Here is a 26,612-nt window from a genome sequence, read left to right as displayed (position 1 = left end):
TTAATCTAGGAAAAGGCGGAGGGATTTGTCTTTACATAATATTTTTGTAGGTAAAGGCAAATCGGACCTCGGCCAACAATCAAGATTAGTGACCTTAACAAAAAAATGTGACTTACATGGGAGAAGAAACTTATGAAAAAAGTGAAAAGAGCATTATTAGGCACGACACTAGTAGGAGCACTAGTTGTATCTGTTGGATTTGGAACGTATTCCTGGTTTACTTCAGAGACAAATGCTGCTGGTCAGATTGTTAACGGAACATTACAACTAAATAATGGACAAAATATCACAGAAAAAGTTATTGATGGCGTTGATTTTGCTCCATCCCAATTAAAGTATGGGGAGTGGATGACGGTCGATAATACAGGAACGCTAGCAACAGATATTAAAGCTACCTTAAATCAGAAATTGGACAAGGACATTAATATTAAAAAATATAAAGTTGGGTATATTGCGATAAAATATAAGCAAAAGCCAACAGGTGATGTTCAAAAAGCGGCGAAAATCAAGCTTGATAAATTATTTGATGGAACGACTAATGTAGTAGAATCTCAAACATTTAGTAACGAATCCGAAATTGCACCAGGTGTAAGTGCGGTTACAGGTATAGTAGGAGAAGAAGGCGTAGCAGGTTATACAGCTGTATCCAATAAAAATTGGCAGCTTGGAAATGGTGTGAACCAAGGATTTTGGAGATTGAAATCGGATGAGTATATTGATATGATGTTTGCCATTAAATTAGATGAAACCGCAAATAATGACTATCAAGGAGTAAAATATTCAGCTGATTTAAAAGTTCAAGCGAAGCAAGTAGATGAAGGTTCTAAGTATGAAGGTGAATAATGTTGTTGGGCAGTCGGTTAATCGACTGCTTTTCTGATAGGAGTAGGTTATATGCGAATAAAGAAGTGCATGCTAGTTTTTTACTCCATTATTTTAATCTATTGCCTATTTCTATTTGTTGGTAAATTGAATACATATGCTTGGTTTACGGACGAGGTTCGAGCAAATGGAGATATAACCAACGCTACAACTAAAGACTTACTTTCTATTTCCACTGGTGATGTGATCTATCAAAGCAAATGTGAGATTTCCCAAAAAATCTCTATTAAAAATATTTCAGGCATAAAGATTCCTATTAAACTAGTAGATCAATCCCTATTATTGCATCCAGGGGAAACCTTTAATAAAACGATGAAACAAAAAGTTTCCTGTGAGGAGAAGGAACATCATTATCATCTATTAGGTTTAAATCATTATATTGATGAAATGATAAGCGTCCCTCTCGATCAAAACAAGCTCTCAGGAATGGAAAATAACAGTGAAAGTCCTCAGGATAAGACAAACATTTCACCTAAATCAATGAATGATAAAAAAGTGGATCCTAAAGAAAATAATCAAGTAGACAAAAAGAACTCGGTACAATCATGAAGACTCATTTCGAAGTTTATCTTTTACACCAGTGTCCTATAATGGTTTTGGAACTTTGAGCCAGATAAAAATAATAAGGTCAGAAGTATCAATCTCCTGACCTTATATTAATTAAACGAACATATTCACTCTCCTATGCTTGTCAACCAGTGGCGTAGCAAATTTATTTGCCTTTTCAATATCCCCTTTTTTCATGTAATGATCAAAAAGTTGTACTTGATAATGCTCTGTCAATAAAGACAATCCGGTTTCGGTTAAATAAGGATATACTTTCGCCTCTAGGTAGTGGAAATATTTTTCTTTTCGATGTTGAAGTTTATACAAATGCATGCGGAAGAAATGAATGAAAAGTGTATCTTTCTTCTTTTTTGCAAGTTTTAGACCATTTTTAGCAAGTTCATAGAGTGTTTCTCGTGGTGATTCTCCATGCTGGCTTAGTGCATTTAAATAACCTTCCAATGACCCGATATAATTTTCCGAGAGAGGATTTCGACCCTCTAATGCATTCTTAAATAATTCACTAGCATCTTTAAAATAGCCATGTCGAAGTAGATAGTATGCATAATTATGAGTGATCATCGACCTTTGATGCTCTAAACTGTAATTATCAGCCATTTCGATTAATCTTTTATAGCTTAAGATACTTTCAGGATTATAAAAGTCATCTTGTTCTACTTGTATAAGCATTAGCATCTCTGAATCAATTATTCTAGAAAAACTGCGAGCCTCGGTAAAAAATTGTAGTGCCTTATTCGCGTAATAATAAGCCAGTGTTTTAGAATTGATGGAATGATATGCAACAGCCAAATGATAATAAAATTCTGGATTATAATAGTGGGACAAGTCAAACCTTTTTAAAATAGCAATGGCATTATTGTAGTTTCCTTTATGTAATTCTAAGATTCCTTTAATATGAAGTAACATATTTGTATTATATGGAGAATCATCAAGTTGATTTTCTATTTCTGCTATAATTGGAATGGCTTTATCTGCTTCACCAAAAGATAAATAGTATCTAGAAAGTATAAGTAAGTATTGATGGTAAAGCTTCGGAATATGTAAAAGAGGAATCTCCTCCAATTGTTCTTTTAGAAGCTTTGCTTTTGAATCAAATCGTAAAATAATTGCTTCATGCCATGATTTTAATAGTAGCTCCGATTGAGCATATGATTCTATTTCTGCTTTTAAATCGAGCTCTAAGCGATTAGACAATAATTCTATTAAATCTTTCGAAACTTCTGTTAAGCCCCGTTCAATTTTGCTTAAATGAGTGTTAGAACAGATGCCCACTCCTAATTCACTTTGAGTCATCCCTTTATTTTCCCTGTAAAATTTTATAATTTTTCCTTCAAGCACTTTTTTTGTCCCCCCTATCTAAATACTAGGTAATTTACCAAATTTTTCTTTTAATTTAATCAGGTTCAACTATTGGAAGACTGGAATTTTATTTCTTTGTGCAGAATGCCCAAATGATATTATTGCTTTTTGGATTGTCTAAACGAAGACTGTAGTAGGTAATCATTCTAAAATTATTATGTCCCACTAGCTATTCGATGTTCTCCTGAGTTATTTCATTATATACAAGTGGGAAAATTCTGTTAATTGGGAAAGATATTGTAAATTAGAGTAGAATTTTCTTACTTTATACGTTTTTATTTCAAAATAAACTAGCACTAATAATTAAAAATTGTATGTTTTCTAACTTGGGAAATTTTTTGAAAAAAGGAAGATTATCATACTTTTTTTATTAAAAAAAAATTAAAAATAAAGCTCTAACCATTGAAAAGTGGTTAGAGTTTAGTTAGAATTTTTCTTTTTTTCTTTAATCGATCTATAAGCATTAAACAAATAGAATATTGAATTCAAATAAAATGCCTTGGTTGAAAAATAAAACATCATATATGTTGATATAGATTATGACATATATAATGTTATTAGATTGTATTGGGATTAAATAGGGGGAGTTGCTTTATGTCTATCGGGAAAATCATTTATTATCATCGTAAGAAGCAACATATGACTCAGGAACAACTTTGCCATGGAATTTGTTCTGCTACTCACTTGAGTAAAATCGAAAACAATTCCAAAGAAGCGAATATAAAAACGTTGCAAAAGCTATGCGAGAGATTGGAAATCTCAATTGAGGAAGAAACTAAAAAAACTCAACTTTTAAAGCAGAAACTTGATTTGTTTTATGATGCCATGGAACGTCTTCATAAAGAAAAAGCAGCAACATTATATGACGAGCTAATGGAGCATAAAGAATTTGTCCAATGTTTAGAGATCATCTATTTGTATGAATTATATATGCTTCGTTATTTATTATACTTGGATCGATTTTCGGAATTTGAGGAAGAGTCGTTGAAAATGAAAAAGGATGTACCAAAGTATTCTTCATATGAGCTATTTGTATGGAAGTTTCTCCAAGCTATTTATTATGGCCGAACACAAAAATACGCACAAGCGCTCAATATTCTAAACAAACTGGAAGAAGAAGCAGAACAATATAGTGAAAAAATTACTGATTATTATTACTATCGAGCGACAACACATGGTCATATGTTTCAGTATTCTTTATCCATTGATTATGCAAATAAAGCATTAGCAGTTTTTCAAGATAAAAACAACATCTTACGTATTATGCATATCAAAATCATAATGGCTGTTAATTTAATTTACATTGGTGAATTTAATAGAGCGGAACAAATGCTAGGTTTAATTTTAAGTGATGCCGATTTACTACAGGATATAATTATGAAAGCAATGGCTCTGCATAATTTAGGCTATTTGCATCAAAGACAGGGGAATGTTGAAACAGCACTTGAATATTTCTCTCAATCACTTCAATTTAAACAGAAATATACACATTCCTATTATTTGACTATCTCAACGATCGCAGAGATGCTTATCCAATATAACCAACATGAAAAGGCTGTAGAACTATTAAAACCAGAATTGGATTACTTTCAAGACCATAAATCATCAAATTATATTAAGCTTAAAATATTGTATCTAGAAGCCACTAAAAATAAAAAGCAGCTTGTTAAATATTTAATAAAGCATGTGCCTCCAAGGGGAGAACAGAATGTAGTATTAAGCAATGGGATGAAATACTTCGATATGATAATAGCATATTATGAAGAAAAAAATGAGATCACTACTGCCTACCATTATCTAAAAATATCCAATCAGTTTCTTAAGAAATTACTTCATAATCTTGAAAGTCCTTTGGAGCTTGAAAACTTGAATTTAATATCAACGGAGAATAAACTAAATTTTTAATAGAAAAAAAGACAAGTTGAACTGAACTAGTTTAGCCTTAATAGAATGAAATACTTTATTTAGCTTTTTTTCAGTTCTTAAATAGTGCTGATCATTGTTTTCTCTTCTTCTGATATTTCTTCTTTTTAGAAAATCCAATCATTAAATCGATAAGGATTTCTCAATTTCTACGAAACCTCAATATTGTAGAATAGCCTCTTCTAGTAAAATCACTATTTTAACTTACATAAATGTTGGTTTTAATTGATGAAATATGATTCCTAGTTCAAAGTAATATACATTAAGTAGATCTTGAATGTGGACAAGTAATGACTACTCTTAAACGAGTAGTTTTTTTATGTCTACTTTTTCTTATAAATAAAAATAGAATTCCATTTATGCGAATGAATAAAATTATCTATATTAATAGCAGTCTCTAAAACATAAATTAAGTTCACCAAAAATGTATTTCTTCCTTGTAAATCTTGTTTTGGGTCTCTTACTAAACTTGTGTTGGAAAATTCTGAAATGATAGCACACTTAAAACACATATGGTAAGGTATTAACATCTAACGAACTAGATTAATCAATAGAATAGAGGTGCCGTATTTTGATTAAACGTTTTTTTAGTTATTATCGCCCGCACAAAAAGTTATTTTATATAGACTTTTTCTGTGCAATATTAGTAGGGTTAATGGAGCTTGGATTTCCTTTAGCAGTGTCTTGGTTTATTGATAAACTGCTGCCGGAAGGGAACTGGAGTAAAATTATCTCGATCAGTATCGGACTTTTAGTACTTTATTTAGTAAGTTCTGGTATGCAATTTGTTGTGAATTATTGGGGCCACAAACTTGGTATTAATATTGAGACTGATATGCGTCGTGAGTTATTTAATCACGTTCAACGTCAATCATTCCGTTTCTTTGACAATACAAAGACTGGTCATATAATGAGCCGTATTACAAATGATTTAATGGATATTGGAGAATTAGCACACCATGGTCCAGAGGATTTATTTATTGCGATTATGACCTTCATCGGTGCATTTTGGATCATGCTAACAATTAATGTGAAGCTTGCATTAGTAGCCATCATTATCGTGCCATTTTTAGTTTGGTTAATCTCATACTCAAACATGAAAATGAATAATTCATGGAGTAAAATGTATGGGAATATTGCGAATGTAAACTCGCAAGTTGAAGATAGTGTTTCAGGTGTAAGAGTCGTTCAATCATTTACAAATGAACAATATGAAATGAAACGATTTAATAAAAATAATCAATACTTCCGCAAAACAAAATTAAAAGCTTATAAAGTAATGAGCATGAATTTACTAGGAATCTATGTATCTACTCGATTAATGACACTTGTTATTTTAGTTTTTGGAGCATGGTTAAGTTTTACGAAAATTTTATCTTATGGAGAATTAGTAGCGTTTATTTTATATTTAAATGTTTTATTTAAACCAATTGATAAGATTAGTGCTTTACTTGAACTATATCCAAAAGGTATGGCAGGCTTTAAACGATTTACGGAATTAATTGATAATGCGCCAGATATTGGAAATACAAAAGATGCAATTGAAGTCGTTAATCTAAGAGGAGATATTAAGTTCAAAAATGTTACTTTTGGTTATGAAAACAAACGTACAATTTTAAATGATTTATCCTTTTCAATTGAGGCCGGCAATACAATCGCTTTCGTAGGTCCTTCAGGTGCAGGGAAAACAACAATTTGTTCATTAATTCCAAGATTTTATGATGTTTTAAATGGTGCTATCACAATTGATGGAATCGATCTTCGAAATATGACGAAAGAATCATTACGAAAAAATATAGGAATCGTTCAGCAAGATGTCTTTTTATTTACTGGTACATTAAAAGAAAATATTGCTTACGGTAAGCTAAATGCATCTAATGAGGAGATTGAAGAAGCAGCAAGAAAAGCTCACCTAACAGATTTAATCGCTTCATTGCCAGACGGTTATGAAACTCAAATTGGTGAGAGAGGATTAAAGCTTTCAGGAGGACAAAAGCAGCGCTTAGCAATCGCTAGGATGTTTTTGAAAAATCCGCCAATCCTAATATTAGATGAAGCAACATCAGCGTTAGATACAGAGACAGAAGCAATTATCCAAGAAGCATTGAATGATTTATCAAAAGACCGTACAACGCTAGTAATCGCTCATCGATTAGGCACAATTAAAAAAGCAGATCGAATTTTAGTCATAACAGAAGAAGGTATTGCTGAAGATGGTACTCATAAAGAACTACTATCACAGGAAGATGGAATTTTTGCTAAGCTTCATGCTCATCAAATTTAACATTTTTTAAAGAAGGTGTTTTGTATTGATTGAAAATTTTACTGGTAAAGCAGATTTATACTCAAAACATCGTCCAAGTTATCCGAAAGAATATATCGAAAATTTACTCTCTGGAAATCAATTAAGTGAGAGTAGTGTCATTGCAGATATTGGTTCAGGGACAGGTATTTTAACTAAACTTTTACTTGAAAAAAAGTTATATGTTATAGCAATTGAACCGAATGATGATATGCGGAGAAACGCAGAGATGGCTCTGAATAAATACGAAAAATATAAGTCAATTAATGCAACAGCTGAAAATACTTCATTAAAAAATAATAGTGTTGATTTAATAACGGTAGCACAAGCTTTTCACTGGTTTGATAAAGAAAAATTCAAATTAGAATGCAAACGCATTTTAAAAGAGGGTTCAAAAGTCTCTCTAGTTTGGAATAGCAAAGACTTATCAAGCCCAATAATGATTGAATTGCAGGAGATTTGCAATGAAACTTGTCCTAAGTTTAACGGCTTTAGTGGTGGAATAGAAGATACTCCGGATGTTTATGAGCAATTTTTTAAAGATGGTATTTTTGAAATAAAAGTTTATAAAAATGATCTTGAAATGGATTTAGAAGGGTTTTTAGGTAGGAACATGTCATCTTCCTTTTCTCCGTTGCGTGGGGAAAAAGAATATGAGACATATAGAAGTGCACTAGCCAATTTATTTAATAAATATAGTTTAAATGGTAAAATCGTTTATCCTTATATTACTAAAAGTTATTTAGGGCATGTGTAAATCTAACAAAGGGGTAACGTATATTTTTGCGTTGCCTCTTTGTCATACATTTTGTCATAATAAGTATTAAGTTTAAACTTAAGAGGAAGCCACTAAAATTAGGAGATAGCCATGAGCAATCAAACTACTAATAATAAAGAAAAAGATTTACAACAAATACTTTCTGATCTAAATAAACAGGAATTAATTACAATTATTCTAGATTTAGCAGAAGAAAATGAAGATATAGAGCAAGGTTTATTATATAAGTACTCAACGAATGAAGATGTAATAGCGGGTAGCAAAAAAATAATTAAGGAATATATCAATCAAGCTAAATATCGCGGGTTTATTCCATGGAATAAATTAAACTATGCACTTCAAGGTGTATATATGACGTTAGATAAAGCGAGGCAAATGCTATTAGAAGAGGAATCTGATGTAGCCATTTCATTAAGCTTAATTATTCTTCCAGAAGTAATAAAAATGTTGAATTATAGTGATGACTCTGGGGGCTACATTAGTCCCGTAATATCTAATAGTTTAGATATTATCGATGAAGTAGCTTATTTTGTAAGTCATTTAGATGAAAGCGAGCAAGTGGCTTTTTTTGAGAAGATATTAAAAGAGGCCAAGCATGCACGTTATGATGATTGGAATGAGTGGAGATTTAGCTTGTTAGAGTGCTGCATCCATTTTTGTAGCATTAAAAAAGTAAGAAATAAATTGGAAAATCTATTTGAAAAACTGTTAAGTGAATTAGAAGGTAGTTCATGGAGTGTAAAAAACGATAAAGAGAATATTAAGTTACTTCAATATCAAATTATTGAACGATTTGATGGAATAGATCAAGCAATGCAGTTCGTTTATAAAAATGTAAAGTTAAGTAAATTTAGAGAAATAGCTATTGAGCATTTAATTCAATCAGACAATTATTCAGAGGTATTAAGACTTTGTGAGGATGGCATTATTGAAGATCAAGAATTGCGTGGACTAGTTAAGAAATGGAAACAATTTCAATTAGTTGCTTACGAAAATCTTGGAAATAAAATGAAACAATCTGAGTTACTTTTAGAATTTATTTATAATAACAAATTTGAGTATTATTCAAAGTTAAAAATGCTATATCAACCAGATGAATGGCCAGGCATTTTAGAAGGAATTTTAGCTGAATTGGAAAAGCAAAGATATATTCCTACTATCTATGTAGAGATCCTAATTGAGGAAAAGATGAGTAAGAAGTTACTACAATATTGTAGAATGTATATTTCATCGGTAAAACAGCTATACCCTCATTTAGTTGAAGAGTATTTAGAAGAAACAAGGGTCTTATTTGAAAGAGCCATTGAAGTAGAAGCAGAACAAGCAGCCGACCGAAAAATGTATAAACAGGTTTGTAAAACGATCGTACAATTTAATAAAATTTTTGGTGGCGAATACGCCTCTAATATAATTAGTAACATGAAACAAAAATACGTTAAAAAACCAGCATTTATTGATGAACTAGGTAAATTAAAATAATAAAATGGATAAAGAAGGTCAAGATAATTAATTAAATATCAAGACCTTCTTTTTATTGTGCACATTAAGAAAGTATAAATTGGCAGCGGAGAAGAAAAAACGACGTAGTTTCCAATTTTAGGAATTAAGTATAAGTGCAACTACCCCTCTTTCATCGCCTAAAGGCTCACCAATCGGCGAGTTTTCTTTATTTATGAAAGGGCCAAATCCCATCTTTCTTCAATTAACTCCGATCCAATCCACTCGAAATTAGGTTTTTCTTCAGTTAAAGTAAAACCATATTTTTTATAAAGATATCTAGCTGCCCCTAAAGTACTAACCGTCCATAAAAAGACATGCTCATATTGATTTTCTTTACAAAAGTTTAGTGCCGTCTCGATTAATTTTTTACCAATTCCTAGGCCTTGGAACCTTTCATCTAATACAAACCATCTAAGTTGAGCAACGGACTCATTTGCCTTCGTAATAGCGATTGATCCAACGATTTCACCATTCACCTCTGCAACCCAAAGTTCACCGCCCTTGGAGTTCATTAGAAATTCACTTAAACCTTTCATTACATAATATTCAAATACTCGTCCAAATTGGTAGGTTGTACTATAAATTCTTCCATGTATATAAGCGACATACCCAACATCTCCGGGAATAAATGGTCGAACTGATACTTCAGCGTTATTTGAATTGTTTAATGAGATAATTGATTCAATTGTTTCCATTGATTTCACTAATTCCTTTATTTGATCATGAGAAAAGCTTTGAATCATTTTTTCAACCCCGATGTTCGCGTCCTCAACTAATTTACTGTAGATGTCCTTCCCTTTATTAGTTAGATGAAGAGAATATTGACGCTTATCTTCAGGTGATTGAATTTTTTCGATAATGTTCTCATCTTCAAATCGTTGAGTTATTCGACTTAAGTAGCCACGGTCAATACCTAGTTTCCCGATAATATCGGAAGCGGTACATCCTCTGTTTTCATTAATTTCAGTAATGATTCTAGCTTCAGTTAACGGAAATGGATGATTGTAAATTTCTTGATCAATTTTCCCTAATACATTTGCATAATGTCTGTTAAACTTCCGTATTTTTTCAATATAATTCATCTATTACCACTCCTAATATTCTGAAATTTTAGATTTATTATAACTATGATAGTTGACTCAGTCAACTAATTAGAATGACAAACAATAAAATTGTACTAGAATATTCAAAAATTTGGATAAAGAAAATACGAAAATGAGAATATAATTAAAAAGAGGTTAAAAGTAAATTAAAATAGGGGGAACGTATGGAACTATCTCTTTTACTAGAGTATGGATGGGTATTACTGATATTAATTTTATTAGAGGGCTTATTATCGGCCGACAATGCATTAGTGCTAGCCGTTATGGCTAAGCATTTACCCGAACAACAACAAAAGAAAGCTATAAATATTGGTTTACTTTTAGCGTTTATATTTAGAATCGGTGCCATTTTCATTATTTCATTTCTTTTTGATGTATGGCAGGTTCAAGCGATCGGAGCAGCCTATTTAATTTTCATTGCATTAAAGCATTTATTGAAAAAGCACGACAATGATAAAGGGAAAAAAGGGAAAAGCTTTGCAATGACAGTCGCTCAAATATCATTAGCAGATATTGCATTTGCCATTGATTCAATACTAGCAGCAGTAGCCCTAGTTATTGACCTACCTAATACTAATATGAGTAATATAGGCGGCATGGATGGCGCTAAATTTATCGTCATTATCATTGGAGCAATAGCAGGACTAATCGTTATACGATTCGCAGCAGGTATATTTGTAAAGTTGCTTACGACACGCCCAAGTCTAGAAACAGCTGCTATGCTTCTAGTTGGTTGGGTAGGGGTTAAACTACTAATGCATACCCTAGCACATCCTTCACTACACATTATTTCACATCACTTTGTTGAAGGCCCAATTTGGAATATAATCTTCTGGATAGGAATGCTTCTAATTGCTCTAGGTGGATGGTTTTTCTCTAAAAAGAAAACACCCGACGTAAACGCAGAATAAAATAAATAAATGAAAGACGATGTCCCAAAAGTATAACTTTTAGGGGCATTTGTTTTTTACTTTAAGAAAGTATTTATTGTAGGGGGAAGAAAAGTCGATGTAGATTCCAAATTTAAATGCAAATTAAATTTAGGAATATGTAAATAAGAATCGAGAGAGTGAAGTCAGTTGATGATTTCGATTTCTTAGGTAAATTCAATCTAAAAGAAATCACAGAACCAACAATCTTTGATTTTGAGTATGTATGAATAAAGAGTAGGCTTAGGCTCACTCTTTTATGATAAATTGAAGGGAGATGATGAAGGTGGGTGTGCTTATGGAAATCAATAGAAATGAAGAGAGAGGCTACACATTTCAAGATTATCTTTCTTCTCCAGAAGGAAGTCGTTATGAAATTTATGATGGGGAACCTGTTTTGCTGGCAGCCCCAACGACAAAACATCAAGGTATTGTTTCATTTTTGACAACGGAATTCGGTATATACCTAAAAGGAAAAGAATGCAGAGTATTTGTTTCACCTTTTTGTGTGCGCTTTTCAGAGTTAAAGGATTATGAACGTGCAGATAATGTATATGAACCAGACTTATCGATAATTTTTAACAAAAGCCAAATTGACCAACATGGTTGCAAGGGTGCGCCGAATTTAATTGTAGAAGTATTATCGCCATCTACTGCTAGAAATGACAGATTAAAAAAATATAATACCTATCAAAAGCATGGTGTAAGTGAATATTGGATAGTTGATCCGATCAACGAAACGATAGAAATACATGCTTTAGAAAATAGCGTATACAGACTATGGAACGTATATAGTCGAGAAGATGTGATTACTTCAAAGCAGTTTGAAGATTTACAGATTAGTGGAGAAGAAACGTTTTCATATGGAGAATAAGCAGAAGAGTGCTCTTAAAGGGTGCTCTTTTTTATTTTGTTAGAAAAGAGGAAATAGAAAATGAATTTTTGATATTGCTTTTGAACCACCAAGAATTCAAGAAGTACCACGAGCTAGTATTCAAGCAGGGGAAGGCCATTCTTATCCAGGGTCAGCGGATTCTTTTATTGAGAGGGGAATCGAGTGAGAATGGTAATAGCCTAAATCTAATTGTCTATAATGTGACCAGGAATGCTGTTGTAATTTATAATGGGTGCAAATAAAACTGGAGAACGTGCAAATAAACGTATGAAATCTGCAAATAAAAATAGGAAAACTGCAATTAAAATAATCAAAACTGCAATTAAATTATGTAAAAGTGCAATTAATTTCCATGGGATTCCATTTTAGATAAGATAATACTCATACCGGTAGGGGTACTATCTTCTAAAATTGTTCAACAGTAGCTGCTTATCATTATAAAGTTAATTTGTTTGATCTAATTCTTTCAAAACTGACTAAAATAGTTGCGAAATCTGTTCAACATCAATGACAAACCGACTATAAATAAAAAACATCGCTAAAATACCCCCAACCTACTTTAGTAGAGAGCAATTTATGTTAAATATAATTCTATTTAATGTCTCAATGTATGATATGAACTTAAACGTTAGCGTTTTTTATTTGATCAACCTCACTAAGTAATGCTTCTAAATGCTTTAAAATTGTTCTAGCTATTTGGTGTTCATTATTTTGTTCTAAGTGTTCTTTAGCAACTTTAGATAATTCAGCATAGTCATGATGTTTACTTTGGTTATGATTGTCATTGGTTTCTGCAAAGTTGAATGTATTGCTAAGCTTAACGCTTATTTCATTGTGTAGACTTTTTAGCGTTTCAATCATTTCATTCGTTTCATTCATTCTTTTTAATCTCCATTTCGTTTAGTAAATTTCATAGTTAGTATTTACATGTTATCCGTTAAGAATGAATAGTTTTTAATTTTTCACAGAATCTTTAATTTAAATAAGGGCTATCTATTTGTCAGTTATCCCGACTTTTGGACAGCCCATTTAGTTATTGTTTTATTTTTCTTTTGCACTAATAATTCCTATTTAACTATGGTAATAAAATCATGTAGTTTATCTAAGGAAGTAATATTTTGATTGCATTTTTGACTATCTTTACAAATATAATTTCCTCTTTGAGTGAAAGTACCTTCAATTTTTCCTTTAGTTTTTGTCATAAATAAACCTAAGTCTTCAAATTTATTACAAATCGTACAATTTCCTTTTTTATTAATAGGATTAAAAGTACCTTGTAAACCGATTAATTTGTGATTTAAATAAGTTACAATGAATTTTGAATTTGATCCTAGATCGTCCCATCCAATATACGTAGTTTGTAGTAAATCGAAGTTTTTTAGGATTGGAAGTTTCAGTTTTTTAGCTTTTGGAAATAATTTTTTTATGGATTGCTCTGATACTTCTTTAAAAGGAATTACATATGGTAGTAATTGTCTTAATAATACTTCTGCCTGTTCGGATTTTTTAATTGTGTCAATTTGTATGAACAGTTGTTGTTGCTCTTTTGTAAGGTCAGTAAATAAACCTAGCGCTTTATCGCTGACTAGAGAGTGTAGAGCGTTTAAAACAGCTCTGTCATTTACTGATGCGTGCCCATTTGTAAGGACTTGAAGTTGTTGTTTAATAAAATTGTATTGTTCCGTTCGAATAAAAGGTTCCATTTATATCACTCCTAATTTAGGAAAGTTCAAGTTAGACTTAACATCTATTAATTTACAACAAATTAATGGATTTATATATGCTGAGTTTAGGTAATAAACAAATTAGCCATAAAAAAACACTGACCATAGCTAGTCAGTGTCAGTTTATCTATTTAGTATATACAATTTTTTTGATTGTTTCGATTGAGAGGAAATATTCTTTAGCTAATTGTTCAATTGGTTGACCATTTTTAAATGATTTTTTGATTGCATTATTTCGATCGTCAATTAGCTTTCTTGTACCTGAACGCGAGCCCCATTTTTTTGGAACCTTTTCAGATTTTGGAATATAAAGAGTTTCTCCCTGTACGTATTTTTGTATTTCCGATAATAATTTCTCTGGTAAAATAGCAGTTGCTTTTATATATGCCATCTTTGATTAGCCCCTTATTCTTATTAGTTAAATAAGGTGCAAAGCCATCAAATTAGAACTGCTTACTTGGGCGATTAGTTAAAACCTACCCATGCAAAGTATCGCCTTTCTAAAACTAGGCTTTGCATGGGATGCTGATTTATCTGACAAATTAACAGTGTTTGTCATAATCGATCACCTCCTAAAAGTAATTATAAATGAATTTTATTTTGTTTGCATTGTTGATATGAATAATTTGAAAAAGGAATAAAACCTTCCACTATATGGACTGTTATTATTCCTTTAAATTATTTATTTAGTTGAAATAACATATGTTTAATAATTTCTCTTGATGAACTAGATAATCCATTTTCTTGAGAAAAAATGGCCCATACATCCTGATATATGTAATCTGATTCATCAGTATAAGTTATTGGGATTACTTTTAGTTCATCAGTACGAAATGTAGGATAGTTTTTTACTGTAAATTCATGGATAAATGAAAATGCAGTGCTTTCTTTAACGACATTTAACAGTAATCTAGGATTGTTCGTAGTCAAAATTGCATGATTAGACAAGCTTTTTGAGAATTTTTTTACAATGCTATTTTTTGTATTTTTTAAGATTACTATTTTCTCATTATTTAGATCTGCAGGTGTAACATATTCATAATTGTATAGATTAGAATTTTTTCCTACTACAATTCCAATTCTTGCTTTATTAATTAACTTTTTTCCCAGTTTTGGATATTTATTTAATTCTTCCTTATCGATCGGTAAGAAGCCAACATCATTACGATCATGATTAAAATTCTTTAGTAATTGTTCTGGGAGCATTTCTTCTACATCAATTGAGATTTGAGGATTTTCTAGATTGAAGTTAGTCACTGCTTCTTGAAATATATCAAAAAATGCAGTTGCTGCTATTATTTTTAATTGTTTTTCTTTTTTTATATTTAAATTACAAAGTTCATCATTTAACTGCTTAATATTCGATAAAATATTTATTGCCTTCGTTATAACAATATTACCTTCAGGTGTTGGAGTAGTTCCTATTCTTGAACGATTAAATATTGTTATATTTAATTCCCTTTCCAGTTGTGAAATAGATTGGCTAATGGCTGACGTAGAAATAAATAATTTTTCGGCAGCCTTTGAGATCGATTTTTCACTTGCTACATAAACAATATACTCTAATTGTTCAAAATTCATAGTAAGCTCCTAATTGTATAAAATTCTAATAACGTAATAACCTAAGACCATTAAAACTTAAAGACAGTGGACATCGTTGGTAAAAATTTTATTTCAATAATTTTAGAGAGGTTATAAAATTATCTTGCGGACATTATGAAGGAACACTTAACAATAAGAAAACAGTTTAATGATACACTTTTTTCTCTGGAAAATCTTGTGAAAAGTTAAATTTGTATTATTAAAATAATTCTTAAATTTTTATTGTATTAATTGCTTCATGAATAGTAAGAGGTTTAGACGTTATAAAGTGATTTTTTCTCGGAGAAAATTATAGTAATAAATAAATTTCGGTATATATTCATCATAATATAAAACTATAAGTTTTTGAAACCCTAATTTTATCTATTTATTTAAGATTTTAATGTTGTAAGTAATACTTAATCATAATTTAGTGAATGTAATAATTCTTTGTTTAAGAAGAGCTTAACTTTAATTTCAAAAATATTAAATTTATTAAATCAATTCAAATATGTACAATAACTAATGTTACTATAAAAAAATTAGGTATTCGGAGGTGGTAGTAGTGTTAGCAAAATTAGTAACTAATCATCCGATAAATAATAATACTGTTATTTTTGTTGAAAATTCGCTTTTCGTGGCGGGTATTCGTACTATATTAGAATTCAATCAAATAAACGCAATTAAATTTAATATAGAAGAAAATGTACTAATTCAAGAAGTTAGTAATTCAGTTCTTATAACGCAGGTTTCAGGCGAAGAAATGGTAAAAGAAGCGAAAAGAATTATGTTACATGATGATTCTACTAAAATAATAACGATAAAAAATACTTTAGACTTTTACGAAATAGATCGTTTACTAAACGTAGGAGTGAAGGGGATTTGTTTAACGGACGTTGACGAAGCGTATTTAGTAAATACTGTTAAGCAAGTTCAAGGTGGACAATTCATGGTAGACAATCGTTTTACAAATGAATTAATAAAAGAATATAGATTCCTTAAAGAGAATTCTATCCATTTTATGCCACCTGATGACAAATATATTAAAGAATTACTTACAAATAGAGAATTCGAAATATTGCACCTTTTAGTAAAAGGATTTTCTAATATCCAAATTGGAAAAGAATTATTTATTTCGAATAAGACTGTTAAAAATCACGTTGCTAATATCTTAATGAAATTAGATGTTCAAGATCGTTTAAATGCAGTAATTAAAGTGATAAAGAATAATTGGATCTCTATTAAGCAGGAAGTAAATTAACTAAAATAGCACTCTATTAAACACGTAGACAACATTAATGAATGCGTGTTTAATAGAGTGCTTTAGTTTTGGAGTAGACTAAATAAAAATTGAGATAGTAGGTAAAGCTTAATCGCTGGACAGTTTAGAGAATATGTAGACTATTCCAAGTGATGGTTTTTAAATGAAAATTAAGTATTTGTAGAAGCAGATTCCTCTAATTTTTGTAAATAGTACACTTCTTCCCGATACATATGGTCTGCCATTAACGCAGAAAAATTACTTAACATTTGGCTAGATATATCTAATTCTTCAATTTCCTTAAGGAAAATTTGGAATAGTTGAATCTCCAATTTTATATCTTGATTCATTCTTTTTAATGCTGGAAATGTGTTAAGTTTTGTACGTAAATATCCAGTTAACTCTACTGCTTTAAGGTAGAAGTGATCGAAATGCTTTATAAATTCATGACCCTTTTTTCTTAGCATATATTCAGTGCCATCGAGATTACTAGAAATGGCATCAGCGTGACCCGCTGCATCTAATACCCATAGTAAATGGTGATGAAGTTCATGGAAGATCGGAGGGATTTGATTTTGTTTTAAGTAGGATAGTACTAACAAGTATTCTTCCAATTCATTAACCATATGATTTAAAAACGTTGGTGTTAAGTAAATCTTAAAATTGGCGTCTGTAATGTGTTTTGTTAGCAATGATAATTTAAAATCGCGGAGAGCTAGAGCATTTTTTTCGGCTTGAATCGTAATTTCGTTAATATTTGCGCTGTTATTTACACTAGAAAACAAATCATTAAAAATTATGTAAAATGACTTTGCAATTTTAATTTCTTCCTCTTGTTTAGATGGCAAAGCGTCTAACATAAATTGAGAATGATCTCTTAAAACATGCAACCAAAATGAGTGTTCGTAGGTAGCAGTTTGTACAAAATCTGGCATCTAATCCCCCCTGTTAGTTATACAAGTTAATTATATTAATGATTAAACGAATATAGTATAAAACAAAAAAAGTGAAAACTTTGACCAAACAAAGGTTTTCACTTATTTGTTATTAGTTAGAAATCGTTGAATCCGCTAATAGCTCAAATGCAGCATGGGTCATTAGTTTTACACCAACTTTTATTGCTTCTTCATCAACCATAAATTTTGGGTGATGCCATCCGTAAGTTATACCTTTTTCTTGATTCCCTGAGCCTAGCCATAAAAAGCAGCCGGGTACTTCTTGTTGATAAAATGAAAAATCTTCTCCACCCATTGTTGATTCTGCCGTCACAACATTGTCAGTTCCGACTGTTGTAATTGCTGCTTCACGTACTACTTTTGTTACTTTTGAATGGTTGAAGACGGTAGGGAGTAAGATGTCATAATCCATTTCTACTTCTCCTCCAAGTGAATGAACAAGGTTTTGAACTAATGTTTGAAAGCTTGTTTGAATTTGCTTTCGAACTGATTCATTTGAAGTTCGAACGGTACCTTTTAAAATTGCAAATTCGGGAATTACATTATTCGTATTTCCAGCCTGGAATGCCCCAACTGTAATGACAGCTGATTCTTTTGGTGAAATTGTTCGGCTAACTAGTGTTTGTAGAAGGTTGACAACCGCGCTACCAATTACGATTGGATCAATTGCTTTTTCTGGAAGTGCTGCATGCCCACCTTTACCTTTAATCTTAATTGAAAAATCATCTACACTTGCCATTAGGAAGCCTTCTTTTATACCGATTGTACCAACTGGAAGATCAGGCATATTGTGAAGTCCAACAATTGCTTTTACATCATTAATCAATCCTTCAGCAATCATTTTCTCTGCGCCACCTTCTGCCTCTTCGGCAGGTTGGAAAATTAATCGAACGGTACCTGGAAGCAGATGTTTTAATTCCTGTAAAATGAATCCAACTCCTAGTGCAATTGTAGTGTGAACATCATGGCCACACATATGAGCGACTCCATCAATAATGGAACGAAATGGTAAATTAGATTCCTCTTGAATTGGCAATGCGTCAATATCTGCTCGGAGTGCAACAATCGGTCCTTCAAGACCAGCTATTTCAGCGCATGCTCCAGTTTTACTATTTAAAGATAATTTTTTGATGTTAGCTTTGTCTAACTCTTGACTGATAAATTTCGTTGTTTGGAACTCTTGATTACTTAATTCAGGATACATATGCAAATGTCTACGAATTTCTAATAGTCTTGAAAAATATTTGTCTACTAATGCGTCTATTTGTGCTTCTAATTGATTCATCTTAAGATTCTCCTTTTGAACTGAACTCATAATTTTTTGTTTGTTTATGTAATGAATTGTATAATTATTCTATCGTTCATACAATACCTTTTTACTATTTTGTAATGAGATAAGGTGTTTTTTACTATTTCGATATTGTACTCATTGGGTATTTAGAAGTTATCATCTATAAAAAATTTAAGTATATTTATTATTTGTTAATAAGGTGAAATGAGTAAAAATTCATTTTGCAGAACAATTTTCTCGACGTTCCTGGAAAATAAACTTTCATCCTTTTCTTTTACAAAATTGAAATTCTGTTTTAAGGTATTAGGTATAAAAAAGTAAAGGAGTGAGAGAATTGGTATATGCAGTTGGATTAATGTCAGGTACATCTTTAGATGGAATCGACTCCGCCTTAGTAGAGATCACTAGATATGGATCTGATACAGAGGTTAAATTGATTGATTTTATGACGATTCCACTAGAGGAAGCTTTATTAAAAGAGATTGAAGATGCGATTACACTTGTTTCTTCAAATGCCCAACATCTGTGTAGTTTGAATTTTAAACTTGGCTATGCTTTTGCAGATGCAGTGAAACAAATTTGTAGTAAAAATCAATTTCCACTAAATAAGCTAGATTTTATTGGATCACATGGTCAAACGATTTATCATCAGCCTGAAGTAGAAGCAAATTTTGTACAGTCTACATTGCAGTTAGGTGAATCAGCAGTAATTGCCTATGAAACGAATACAAAGGTTGTTTCTAATTTTCGAGTGATGGATATGGCAGCTGGTGGATATGGAGCACCTTTAGTACCACATTCAGAGTTATTACTTTATAGGAGTAAAACGAAGACACGCTTATTACAAAATATTGGTGGAATCGGTAATGTAACGATCGTCCCAAAGAATGCTACGATTGATGATTTAGTAGCTTTTGATACAGGCCCAGGTAATATGATTATTGATGAAATTTGTAAGCGTTATTTTAACGTGCCATTTGATGCAAGTGGTGAATTGGCTGCTAAAGGTAACGTAAATGAGAGATTACTAGAAAGATGTATGAGTATCCCTTATATATTAGCACCAATACCTAAAACCACAGGCAGAGAGCTATTTGGTACACAGTTTGTTGATGAAATTTTAGTAGAGTTTAGTGATGTTTCACCGATTGATTTCATTACTACAATGACGATGTTTACAGCAAAATCAATTGCTGAAAACTACAAAAAGTTTATTTTGCCGAATCATCCAATTGATGAAGTCATTGTTGGTGGCGGTGGTAGTCATAATAAAACGCTATTACACATGCTTCAAGAATTATTAGGTGAACATTCAAAAGTATTAGTCCAAGAGGATATTGGCTTTTCTTCAGATGCAAAAGAAGCAATTGCCTTTGCTATTTTAGCAAATGAAACATTAAATGGTTTACCAAGTAATGTTCCTGGAGCAACAAAGGCAAATCGATTAGTTATTTTAGGAAATATTACACCTAAACCATATTAGGAGGATGAATCGTGAAAAAATTAGGAATCTCAATCTATCCAGAACACTCAACTGTTGAAAAAGATAAGGCTTATATTAAATTAGCTCATCAATATGGTTTTAAACGAATTTTTACTTGTTTATTATCAGTAAACGGTGACAAGGAACAAATTATAAAAGAGTTCAAAGAAATAATTGATTATGCAAATAGTTTAGAGATGGAAGTGCTTGTTGACATTGCACCTCGAGTATTTGGTACTTTAAATATTTCATACAATGATTTATCATTCTTTGCGGATTTAGGAGCTTATGGTATTAGACTTGATATGGGATTTACTGGGAATGAAGAGTCCATTATGACTTATAATCCTTACGGGTTAAAAATCGAAATTAATATGAGCAATGCTACAAAATATTTAGAGAATATATTAGCTTATAAGCCTAACCAGTCAAATTTAATCGGATCTCACAATTTTTATCCACATCGTTACGCAGGTTTAAGTTATTCACATTTTGTAAAATGTAGTGAAGAATTTAAAAAGCACGGAATTCGCACAGCTGCATTTATTAATTCACAAGCTGCAACATACGGTCCATGGCCAGTATCTGAAGGTCTTTGTTCTTTAGAAATGCATCGTAATTTATCGGTTGTAACCCAAGCAAAGCATTTATTTTACTCAGACTTAATTGATGATGTCATTATTGCAAATGCATATGCGTCTGAAGAAGAATTCAAACAGCTTGCCGAGCTGAACAATTATGGCAAAGATTTATTTACTTTAACGATTGATTTACATGATTCAATTACAGATTTAGAGAAAAAGATTGTTTTAGATGAGTTTCATTTTTATCGAGGGGACGTATCAGATTACCTAATTCGTTCAACTCAATCTCGCGTAAAATACAGAGACGAAGAATTTAAACCAACTTATACACCACATATTCGTAGAGGAGATATTTTAATCGAAAATGAATTATATGGTCAGTATAAAGGTGAATTACAAATAGCACTTCAAGATATGGAAAACTCAGGGAAAACTAATGTGGTTGGACGCATTGTAGAGGAAGAAATTTTCTTACTAGATTTCTTGCATCCATGGAGTAAATTTCAGTTTAAAGAAAACTAAATAATCAGTATTTCAAAAAGATGTGAAATTTTTTTTTACATCTTTTTGAAATTTTATTTCACTTTTTTTCGGAAAATATTGAAATTTATTTTTGGTAGGAATATAATAGCCTCATAGAAAACGATTTCAGTTTTTTGAATCTTTTATTTTATCAAAATTAAATTAGGAGGATATAACTATGAAAGTATTATTTGTATGTGCAGGCGGAATGTCTAGTGCGATTGTTGTAAACGCTTTAAAAAAAGAGGGAGAAAAGAACGGATTAAGCCTGGATGTTTTAGCTGTAGGAACGCAAGAGTTTGCTGAAGAAGTTAAGAATGGTTGGGATGTAGCGATGGTTGCACCACAAGTTAGACATCGATTTGATGGCTTTAAAGCTTCATCTGATGAGGCGAATGTACCTTGTGCTGTCATTCCACCTCAAGCGTATAGTCCACTTGGAGGGGCAACATTATTAAAACTAGTTCAAGAGTTAGTTAAATAGTTTAATAATTTAATAAAAAGAGGAGAAGAACAAATGGATAAGTTTATTGCATTTTTGGAAAACAATCTATCAACACCAATGGCAAAACTATCTGAACAGAAACATTTACGAGCGATTCGTGATGGTGTAGTCTCAGCGTTGCCATTTATCATTTTTGGAAGTTTATTCTTAATTATTGCTTTTCCACCAGTTCCTGCAGATTCTGCAGTTGGGGTATGGGCAGCCAAACATGCGGCGGACATTTTAATTCCGTACCGACTTACAATGTACATGATGACCGTTTATATCACCTTTGGAATCGGGTATAGCTTATCTCAAAGTTATAAACTAGATCCACTTTCTGGTGCATTATTAGCAGGCTCCGCGTTTTTATTTACAACTGGAGTTCAAATGATTGATAAAGTTGGGTTTGTATTACCAATGGCTAACATGGGTGGTCATGGACTTTTCGTTGGTATGATTACATCGATCTTTGCAGTTGAAGTATTACGTTTTTGTAAAACCAAAAATATTACAATTAAAATGCCTGATTCAGTGCCAAGTTCTGTAGCGCGTTCTTTTGAAGCACTTATCCCTGTAACAGTTGTTTTAACAGTAATGACTTTAATTACAGTTGTATTTAAAGTTGATACACATTCTCTTGTAGACAAAGCTGTTGCTCCGCTAATTAGCGCTGGTGATTCACTACCAGGTGTATTAGTACCCGTATTCTTGATTACATTTTTCTGGGCATTTGGTATCCATGGGGTATCAGTAGTAGGTGCAGTTGCACGTCCGGTTTGGGAAGTTTATTTGGCTAATAACTCTGCAGCCGTTGCAGCTGGGAAAGTTGGAAGTCAACTACCACATATTGCTCCAGAGACTTTTTTCCAGTGGTTTATTTGGATTGGAGGTTCAGGTGCAACGTTAGGCTTAGTAATTGCTATGTTAATTGCAGGGAAATCTAGTTACTCAAAAGCTCTTGGAAGAACTACTATTATCCCAAGTCTTTTTAACATTAATGAGCCAGTCATTTTCGGTATGCCAATTGTATTAAATCCTGTACTAATTATTCCATTTATGATCGTTCCAATAATTGGTGCTACGGTTGCTTATCTGGCAACAGCAGCTGGATTAGTTAATCCAACTTACGTAATGGTTCCGTGGACCTTACCTGCTCCAATAGGTGCATATTTATCTACAGGTGGAGATTGGAGAGCAATTATTCTAGTAGTAATTAATTTGACTATAGCTGTAGTAATCTATTTACCATTCTTTAAACTGTACGATAAAAAATTGTTGGCACAAGAGTCAACTACGATCGAAATCGATAAAGATGTAAAAATGTCTGTATAAATTCATAGTAAAGGGAGTTTGGGATCATAGATTCCAGCTTCCTTTATTTATTACTAAATAAGCAAGAAAGGAAGCTTAACATGAACACTACAAAGAATCTTCATTTTTTTAGTTATAAAGGTGCTTTTGTATTTTTTATATTTATTCTTGCGTTTAATCTTATCTTTAATCCAGTTCTACTATTTATTGGAATGAGCAAAGATCTTGCAGTATGTATTACGAATAGCATAGGTCTTAGTGTAGGACTTACAGGCGTGATTGTATTTATTGAAGGTAAGTTTAAGAATAAGAAACAAGCTTCAATCTTATTTTTTACATTATTAATTTTCTGCACAGTGACTTGCTATATTGTTGTTTTCAATTCATAAGAAAAAATATGAAATGAAGGTGTATTCAAAATGAATAACAAAAGCGGAATTAAAATCGTAACAATAGGTGGAGGCTCAAGTTATACTCCTGAATTAGTTGAAGGTTTTATAAAAAGATATAATGAACTACCTGTTAGTGAGCTTTGGTTAGTTGATATAGAAGCAGGTAAAGAAAAGCTAGAAATTGTCGGTAATTTGGCTAAACGAATGGTAAAAGAAGCAGGAGTTCCAATGGAAATTCATTTGACGTTAGATCGAAAGTTAGCTTTAAAAGAAGCTGACTTCGTGACGACTCAAATGCGTGTAGGATTATTAGAAGCAAGGATTAAAGATGAACGTATTCCTCTGCAACTCGGTATGATTGGCCAAGAAACGAATGGTGCAGGTGGGTTATTTAAAGGTTTAAGAACGATTCCTATATTACTTGAGATTGCAGAAGAAATGCAGGAACTATGCCCAGAAGCTTGGTTGATCAACTTTACAAATCCAGCTGGAATGGTAACAGAGGCTTTGCTTCGATATAGCAATCATAAAAAAGTAATCGGTGTTTGTAATGTACCGATTAATATGACGATGACAATTTCTAATTTATTAGAAGTGGACATAAGTCGTGTACATATCGATTTTGCTGGATTAAATCATATGGTTTATGGACTACATGTTTATGTTGATGGAAAAGAAGTGACAAAGCGTGTTTTAGAGCTATTGGCAGATCCAGCTATACAAATGACGATGAAAAATATCGCACCACTTCCATGGCAAAAGGATTTTCTTATGTCATTAGGAGTTCTTCCTTGTCCATACCATCGTTACTATTACAAATCTAAGCATATATTGGATGAAGAATTAGAATCATTCAAAACTGGTACTACTAGAGCAGAAGTTGTTAAGAAATTGGAAGATGACTTATTTGAATTATATAAAGATGAAAACTTAGCAATTAAACCGCCACAGCTTGAAAAACGAGGTGGAGCATATTACAGTGATGCTGCTTGTAGCTTAATTACTTCTATATATAATGACAAAAAGGATATCCAAGTATTAAACGTTCAAAACAATGGTTCAATACAAGGGATTCCAAATGAGTCAGCTGTAGAAGTAAATTGTATTGTTACAAAGCAAGGTCCAATTCCAATTTCAGTCGGTGAATTACCACCTCAAATAAATGGTTTAGTTCAGCAGATTAAATCATTCGAACGAGTTGGGGCAAAAGCAGCCGTTACTGGATCTTATGAGTTGGCTTTACTAGCTTTAACAATTAATCCTTTAGTACCAAGTGATGAAGCTGCAAAGGAAGTTTTAGATGCATTATTAGATGCTCATAAAGAGTACTTACCATTATTCTTTAAAGATGAATTGGTAGTTCAATAACGATTAAAATAAATAAACAACTAAGGGGATCATGAAGATGAATATGAATAACGAACTAGAAATTTTTGAAATTATTTCACATGGTGGAAATGCAAGATCACTAGCTTATGAAGCATTAGAAGCTGCAGAAAAAAATGATTTTGAAACGGCTGATCGTTTAATTGAAGAGTCCCACGAAGAAATCGGTCATGCACATAAAACACAAACGACTTTAATACAAGCTGAATTAAACGGTCAACCATGCGAAAAATCTTTACTGATGATCCATGCACAGGATCATTTAATGACAGCAATGAGCGAGCAAAAGCTAATCGAGCATATCATTCGCTTGCATAAAAAATTAGCTGAAAAATAATCGTTACATATAGTAAGAGTATAGATAGAGATTTGGGGGTTAGCCCGGTGAAATATATCATTAGTCTTGACGGTGGAGGAACTAAGTCAGAGGCAGTTGCTTATGATTTAGAAGGCAATGTCATTAGCCAAGGTTACTCTGGTTTTAGTAATCTACTAATTAATGAAAAAGATGGAATTAATCACATTATAGAAGCGATTGAAAAATGTTTAAGCACTTTATCAAAGGAAAATTGTCTATTTCTATTTATAGGTATTGCTGGAATTGGTGGAGTTAAAGATCGAAGTCCTTTAGAAAAAGCATTAAATGATGCCTTTCAGATTCCTTTTAAAATTGTAAATGACGCGCAAATTGCCCATGCGGCAATGCTTAATGGGCAAAGCGGTGTATTGACAATTGCCGGTACTGGGTCAATTTGTATTGGAATGCATAAAGAACATACAGTTACAGCGGGTGGATGGGGACATCTACTTGGAGATGAAGGAAGCGGTTATTGGATTTGTATGGAAGTTTTTAAAAAAATTACGCAAGAATTTGATGAAGGCATTCCGTTAAGTTATTTATCTTTAAAAATGCTAGAAAGATTACAGCTAAAAGAAGCTGATGGACTCAAAAAATATATTTATCATAATATAAAAGCTGAGATTGCAGCTCATGTTCCATTCATTGTTGAAATGGCGAATTTGGGTGATCTAATGGCCTTAACAGTTCTAGAAAGAGCTGGTCAACATCTTGGAAAAACGACAAGCCAAGCGATAAAAAAATTAAACCTTCGAGAAGAGCCTCGAGTTGCTATTAAAGGAAGTATTCTTCAAAGAATACCAGTTGTTCAGAAAACGTTTATTCAAACAATTCATGAGCAATATCCAACAGTACTATTCTATACAGAAGATGTTTCCTCGACGTTTGGAGGATATCTTCTAGCGATGAAAGAATTAAATAATTATTAAAAGCAGGAATAGATTAAGTGCAGGGAGAACTGGAAATGCATTTAATAGAATATCCTTTCCTTAATCCTTAACCCCTGCCTTTTTATTCCTGAACTTAAGGGGTGGTATT

At 32.0% G+C, this 26,612-nt stretch carries 25 protein-coding genes; 17 read left to right on the top strand and 8 right to left on the bottom strand.

Going from position 1 to position 26,612, the window contains the following annotated elements:
• Positions 1-132 precede the first annotated feature (132 nt).
• Positions 133-843, top strand: coding sequence for a hypothetical protein (locus CN692_RS11680; RefSeq protein ID WP_098119337.1), 711 nt, complete (start codon positions 133-135; stop codon positions 841-843).
• A gap of 51 nt (positions 844-894) precedes the next feature.
• Entirely contained in the window at positions 895-1,431 is a 537-nt protein-coding gene (locus CN692_RS11675) for a hypothetical protein (RefSeq protein WP_098119336.1), read from the top strand.
• 111 nt (positions 1,432-1,542) lie between these two features.
• On the opposite strand, the gene CN692_RS11670 is transcribed toward CN692_RS11675, so the two are convergent.
• A complete protein-coding gene (locus tag CN692_RS11670) occupies positions 1,543-2,787 on the bottom strand; it encodes a helix-turn-helix domain-containing protein (RefSeq protein ID WP_098119335.1) in 1,245 nt (414 codons plus the stop codon).
• 615 nt (positions 2,788-3,402) lie between these two features.
• On the opposite strand from CN692_RS11670, the gene CN692_RS11665 reads away from it, so the two are divergent.
• From CN692_RS11665 to CN692_RS11650, 4 genes are all read left to right on the top strand, one after another.
• Positions 3,403-4,713, top strand: a complete 1,311-nt coding sequence (locus tag CN692_RS11665; protein ID WP_098119334.1) for a helix-turn-helix transcriptional regulator — start codon at positions 3,403-3,405, stop codon at positions 4,711-4,713.
• A gap of 589 nt (positions 4,714-5,302) precedes the next feature.
• Positions 5,303-7,015: an ABC transporter ATP-binding protein gene (locus tag CN692_RS11660; protein WP_098119333.1), complete on the top strand. Its 1,713-nt coding sequence runs from the start codon at positions 5,303-5,305 to the stop codon at positions 7,013-7,015.
• Between the two features lie 25 nt (positions 7,016-7,040).
• The gene (locus tag CN692_RS11655; protein WP_098119332.1) at positions 7,041-7,790 is read left to right on the top strand and encodes a class I SAM-dependent methyltransferase; all 750 of its coding nucleotides are present in this window, start codon (positions 7,041-7,043) and stop codon (positions 7,788-7,790) included.
• Positions 7,791-7,901: 111 nt separating this feature from the next.
• Complete coding sequence (locus CN692_RS11650; protein WP_098119331.1) at positions 7,902-9,290, top strand: hypothetical protein; 1,389 nt, start codon at positions 7,902-7,904, stop codon at positions 9,288-9,290.
• Positions 9,291-9,481: 191 nt separating this feature from the next.
• Here CN692_RS11650 and CN692_RS11645 read toward each other — a convergent pair whose 3' ends face one another.
• Positions 9,482-10,393, bottom strand: a complete 912-nt coding sequence (locus CN692_RS11645) for a bifunctional helix-turn-helix transcriptional regulator/GNAT family N-acetyltransferase (protein WP_098119330.1) — start codon at positions 10,391-10,393, stop codon at positions 9,482-9,484.
• A 185-nt stretch (positions 10,394-10,578) separates the two neighbouring features.
• Between CN692_RS11645 and CN692_RS11640 the strand changes: the two genes are divergently transcribed.
• Positions 10,579-11,325 carry a TerC family protein gene (locus CN692_RS11640; protein WP_098119329.1) on the top strand — a complete coding sequence of 249 codons (747 nt, stop codon included), beginning with the start codon at positions 10,579-10,581 and terminating at the stop codon, positions 11,323-11,325.
• A gap of 316 nt (positions 11,326-11,641) precedes the next feature.
• The gene (locus CN692_RS11635; protein ID WP_179865491.1) at positions 11,642-12,217 is read left to right on the top strand and encodes a Uma2 family endonuclease; all 576 of its coding nucleotides are present in this window, start codon (positions 11,642-11,644) and stop codon (positions 12,215-12,217) included.
• Between the two features lie 642 nt (positions 12,218-12,859).
• Here the strand turns inward: CN692_RS11635 and CN692_RS11625 are convergent.
• The 4 genes from CN692_RS11625 to CN692_RS11610 all read right to left on the bottom strand — a co-directional run bounded on the left by CN692_RS11625 (position 12,860) and on the right by CN692_RS11610 (position 15,543).
• Positions 12,860-13,117, bottom strand: coding sequence for a hypothetical protein (locus CN692_RS11625; RefSeq protein ID WP_098119326.1), 258 nt, complete (start codon positions 13,115-13,117; stop codon positions 12,860-12,862).
• 188 nt (positions 13,118-13,305) lie between these two features.
• Positions 13,306-13,941 carry a FusB/FusC family EF-G-binding protein gene (locus tag CN692_RS11620; protein WP_098119325.1) on the bottom strand — a complete coding sequence of 212 codons (636 nt, stop codon included), beginning with the start codon at positions 13,939-13,941 and terminating at the stop codon, positions 13,306-13,308.
• 148 nt (positions 13,942-14,089) lie between these two features.
• On the bottom strand, positions 14,090-14,353 hold the full coding sequence (locus CN692_RS11615; RefSeq protein WP_098119324.1) for a CD3324 family protein: 264 nt from the start codon (positions 14,351-14,353) through the stop codon (positions 14,090-14,092).
• Between the two features lie 287 nt (positions 14,354-14,640).
• Positions 14,641-15,543, bottom strand: coding sequence for a LysR family transcriptional regulator (locus CN692_RS11610; protein ID WP_098119323.1), 903 nt, complete (start codon positions 15,541-15,543; stop codon positions 14,641-14,643).
• Positions 15,544-16,108: 565 nt separating this feature from the next.
• Between CN692_RS11610 and CN692_RS11605 the strand changes: the two genes are divergently transcribed.
• Complete coding sequence (locus CN692_RS11605) at positions 16,109-16,804, top strand: helix-turn-helix transcriptional regulator (protein WP_098119322.1); 696 nt, start codon at positions 16,109-16,111, stop codon at positions 16,802-16,804.
• A 170-nt stretch (positions 16,805-16,974) separates the two neighbouring features.
• Here CN692_RS11605 and CN692_RS11600 read toward each other — a convergent pair whose 3' ends face one another.
• Together CN692_RS11600 and CN692_RS11595 are read right to left on the bottom strand one after the other, a co-directional pair.
• Complete coding sequence (locus CN692_RS11600) at positions 16,975-17,739, bottom strand: DUF2935 domain-containing protein (RefSeq protein ID WP_098119321.1); 765 nt, start codon at positions 17,737-17,739, stop codon at positions 16,975-16,977.
• A gap of 112 nt (positions 17,740-17,851) precedes the next feature.
• Complete coding sequence (locus CN692_RS11595; protein ID WP_257144019.1) at positions 17,852-19,045, bottom strand: M20 metallopeptidase family protein; 1,194 nt, start codon at positions 19,043-19,045, stop codon at positions 17,852-17,854.
• A gap of 340 nt (positions 19,046-19,385) precedes the next feature.
• Between CN692_RS11595 and anmK the strand changes: the two genes are divergently transcribed.
• The 8 genes from anmK (at position 19,386) to CN692_RS11555 (ending at position 26,503) form a co-directional block, all read left to right on the top strand.
• Entirely contained in the window at positions 19,386-20,534 is a 1,149-nt protein-coding gene (gene anmK, locus CN692_RS11590; protein ID WP_098119320.1) for an anhydro-N-acetylmuramic acid kinase AnmK, read from the top strand.
• 11 nt (positions 20,535-20,545) lie between these two features.
• The gene (locus CN692_RS11585; RefSeq protein WP_098119319.1) at positions 20,546-21,640 is read left to right on the top strand and encodes a DUF871 domain-containing protein; all 1,095 of its coding nucleotides are present in this window, start codon (positions 20,546-20,548) and stop codon (positions 21,638-21,640) included.
• Positions 21,641-21,818: 178 nt separating this feature from the next.
• Positions 21,819-22,124 carry a PTS sugar transporter subunit IIB gene (locus CN692_RS11580; protein WP_098119318.1) on the top strand — a complete coding sequence of 102 codons (306 nt, stop codon included), beginning with the start codon at positions 21,819-21,821 and terminating at the stop codon, positions 22,122-22,124.
• A gap of 33 nt (positions 22,125-22,157) precedes the next feature.
• Positions 22,158-23,459: a PTS sugar transporter subunit IIC gene (locus CN692_RS11575; RefSeq protein WP_098119317.1), complete on the top strand. Its 1,302-nt coding sequence runs from the start codon at positions 22,158-22,160 to the stop codon at positions 23,457-23,459.
• An 80-nt stretch (positions 23,460-23,539) separates the two neighbouring features.
• Complete coding sequence (locus CN692_RS11570) at positions 23,540-23,827, top strand: hypothetical protein (protein WP_098119316.1); 288 nt, start codon at positions 23,540-23,542, stop codon at positions 23,825-23,827.
• A gap of 30 nt (positions 23,828-23,857) precedes the next feature.
• Positions 23,858-25,198 (top strand): 6-phospho-beta-glucosidase, encoded by a 1,341-nt coding sequence (locus CN692_RS11565; protein WP_098119315.1) that lies wholly within the window; start codon positions 23,858-23,860, stop codon positions 25,196-25,198.
• Positions 25,199-25,235: 37 nt separating this feature from the next.
• Positions 25,236-25,553: a PTS lactose/cellobiose transporter subunit IIA gene (locus CN692_RS11560; RefSeq protein ID WP_373604962.1), complete on the top strand. Its 318-nt coding sequence runs from the start codon at positions 25,236-25,238 to the stop codon at positions 25,551-25,553.
• A gap of 47 nt (positions 25,554-25,600) precedes the next feature.
• The gene (locus CN692_RS11555) at positions 25,601-26,503 is read left to right on the top strand and encodes an N-acetylglucosamine kinase (protein ID WP_098119313.1); all 903 of its coding nucleotides are present in this window, start codon (positions 25,601-25,603) and stop codon (positions 26,501-26,503) included.
• Positions 26,504-26,612 lie beyond the last annotated feature (109 nt).

Source organism: Bacillus sp. AFS002410 (assembly GCF_002556365.1).
Lineage (GTDB): Bacteria > Bacillota > Bacilli > Bacillales > Bacillaceae_G > Gottfriedia.
This window is presented reverse-complemented; position numbering and strand designations above follow the sequence as displayed.

Excerpts from the sequence above, each read along its gene's own strand:
- CN692_RS11680 (WP_098119337.1), top strand. The coding sequence starts at position 133 with ATGAAAAAAGTGAAAAGAGCATTATTAGGCACGACACTAGTAGGAGCA.
- CN692_RS11675 (WP_098119336.1), top strand. The coding sequence starts at position 895 with ATGCGAATAAAGAAGTGCATGCTAGTTTTTTACTCCATTATTTTAATC.
- CN692_RS11665 (WP_098119334.1), top strand. The coding sequence starts at position 3,403 with ATGTCTATCGGGAAAATCATTTATTATCATCGTAAGAAGCAACATATG.
- CN692_RS11650 (WP_098119331.1), top strand. The coding sequence starts at position 7,902 with ATGAGCAATCAAACTACTAATAATAAAGAAAAAGATTTACAACAAATA.
- CN692_RS11645 (WP_098119330.1), bottom strand. The coding sequence starts at position 10,393 with ATGAATTATATTGAAAAAATACGGAAGTTTAACAGACATTATGCAAAT.
- CN692_RS11640 (WP_098119329.1), top strand. The coding sequence starts at position 10,579 with ATGGAACTATCTCTTTTACTAGAGTATGGATGGGTATTACTGATATTA.
- CN692_RS11635 (WP_179865491.1), top strand. The coding sequence starts at position 11,642 with ATGGAAATCAATAGAAATGAAGAGAGAGGCTACACATTTCAAGATTAT.
- CN692_RS11625 (WP_098119326.1), bottom strand. The coding sequence starts at position 13,117 with ATGAATGAAACGAATGAAATGATTGAAACGCTAAAAAGTCTACACAAT.
- CN692_RS11620 (WP_098119325.1), bottom strand. The coding sequence starts at position 13,941 with ATGGAACCTTTTATTCGAACGGAACAATACAATTTTATTAAACAACAA.
- CN692_RS11615 (WP_098119324.1), bottom strand. The coding sequence starts at position 14,353 with ATGGCATATATAAAAGCAACTGCTATTTTACCAGAGAAATTATTATCG.
- CN692_RS11610 (WP_098119323.1), bottom strand. The coding sequence starts at position 15,543 with ATGAATTTTGAACAATTAGAGTATATTGTTTATGTAGCAAGTGAAAAA.
- CN692_RS11600 (WP_098119321.1), bottom strand. The coding sequence starts at position 17,739 with ATGCCAGATTTTGTACAAACTGCTACCTACGAACACTCATTTTGGTTG.
- CN692_RS11595 (WP_257144019.1), bottom strand. The coding sequence starts at position 19,045 with ATGAATCAATTAGAAGCACAAATAGACGCATTAGTAGACAAATATTTT.
- CN692_RS11580 (WP_098119318.1), top strand. The coding sequence starts at position 21,819 with ATGAAAGTATTATTTGTATGTGCAGGCGGAATGTCTAGTGCGATTGTT.
- CN692_RS11575 (WP_098119317.1), top strand. The coding sequence starts at position 22,158 with ATGGATAAGTTTATTGCATTTTTGGAAAACAATCTATCAACACCAATG.
- CN692_RS11570 (WP_098119316.1), top strand. The coding sequence starts at position 23,540 with ATGAACACTACAAAGAATCTTCATTTTTTTAGTTATAAAGGTGCTTTT.
- CN692_RS11565 (WP_098119315.1), top strand. The coding sequence starts at position 23,858 with ATGAATAACAAAAGCGGAATTAAAATCGTAACAATAGGTGGAGGCTCA.
- CN692_RS11560 (WP_373604962.1), top strand. The coding sequence starts at position 25,236 with ATGAATATGAATAACGAACTAGAAATTTTTGAAATTATTTCACATGGT.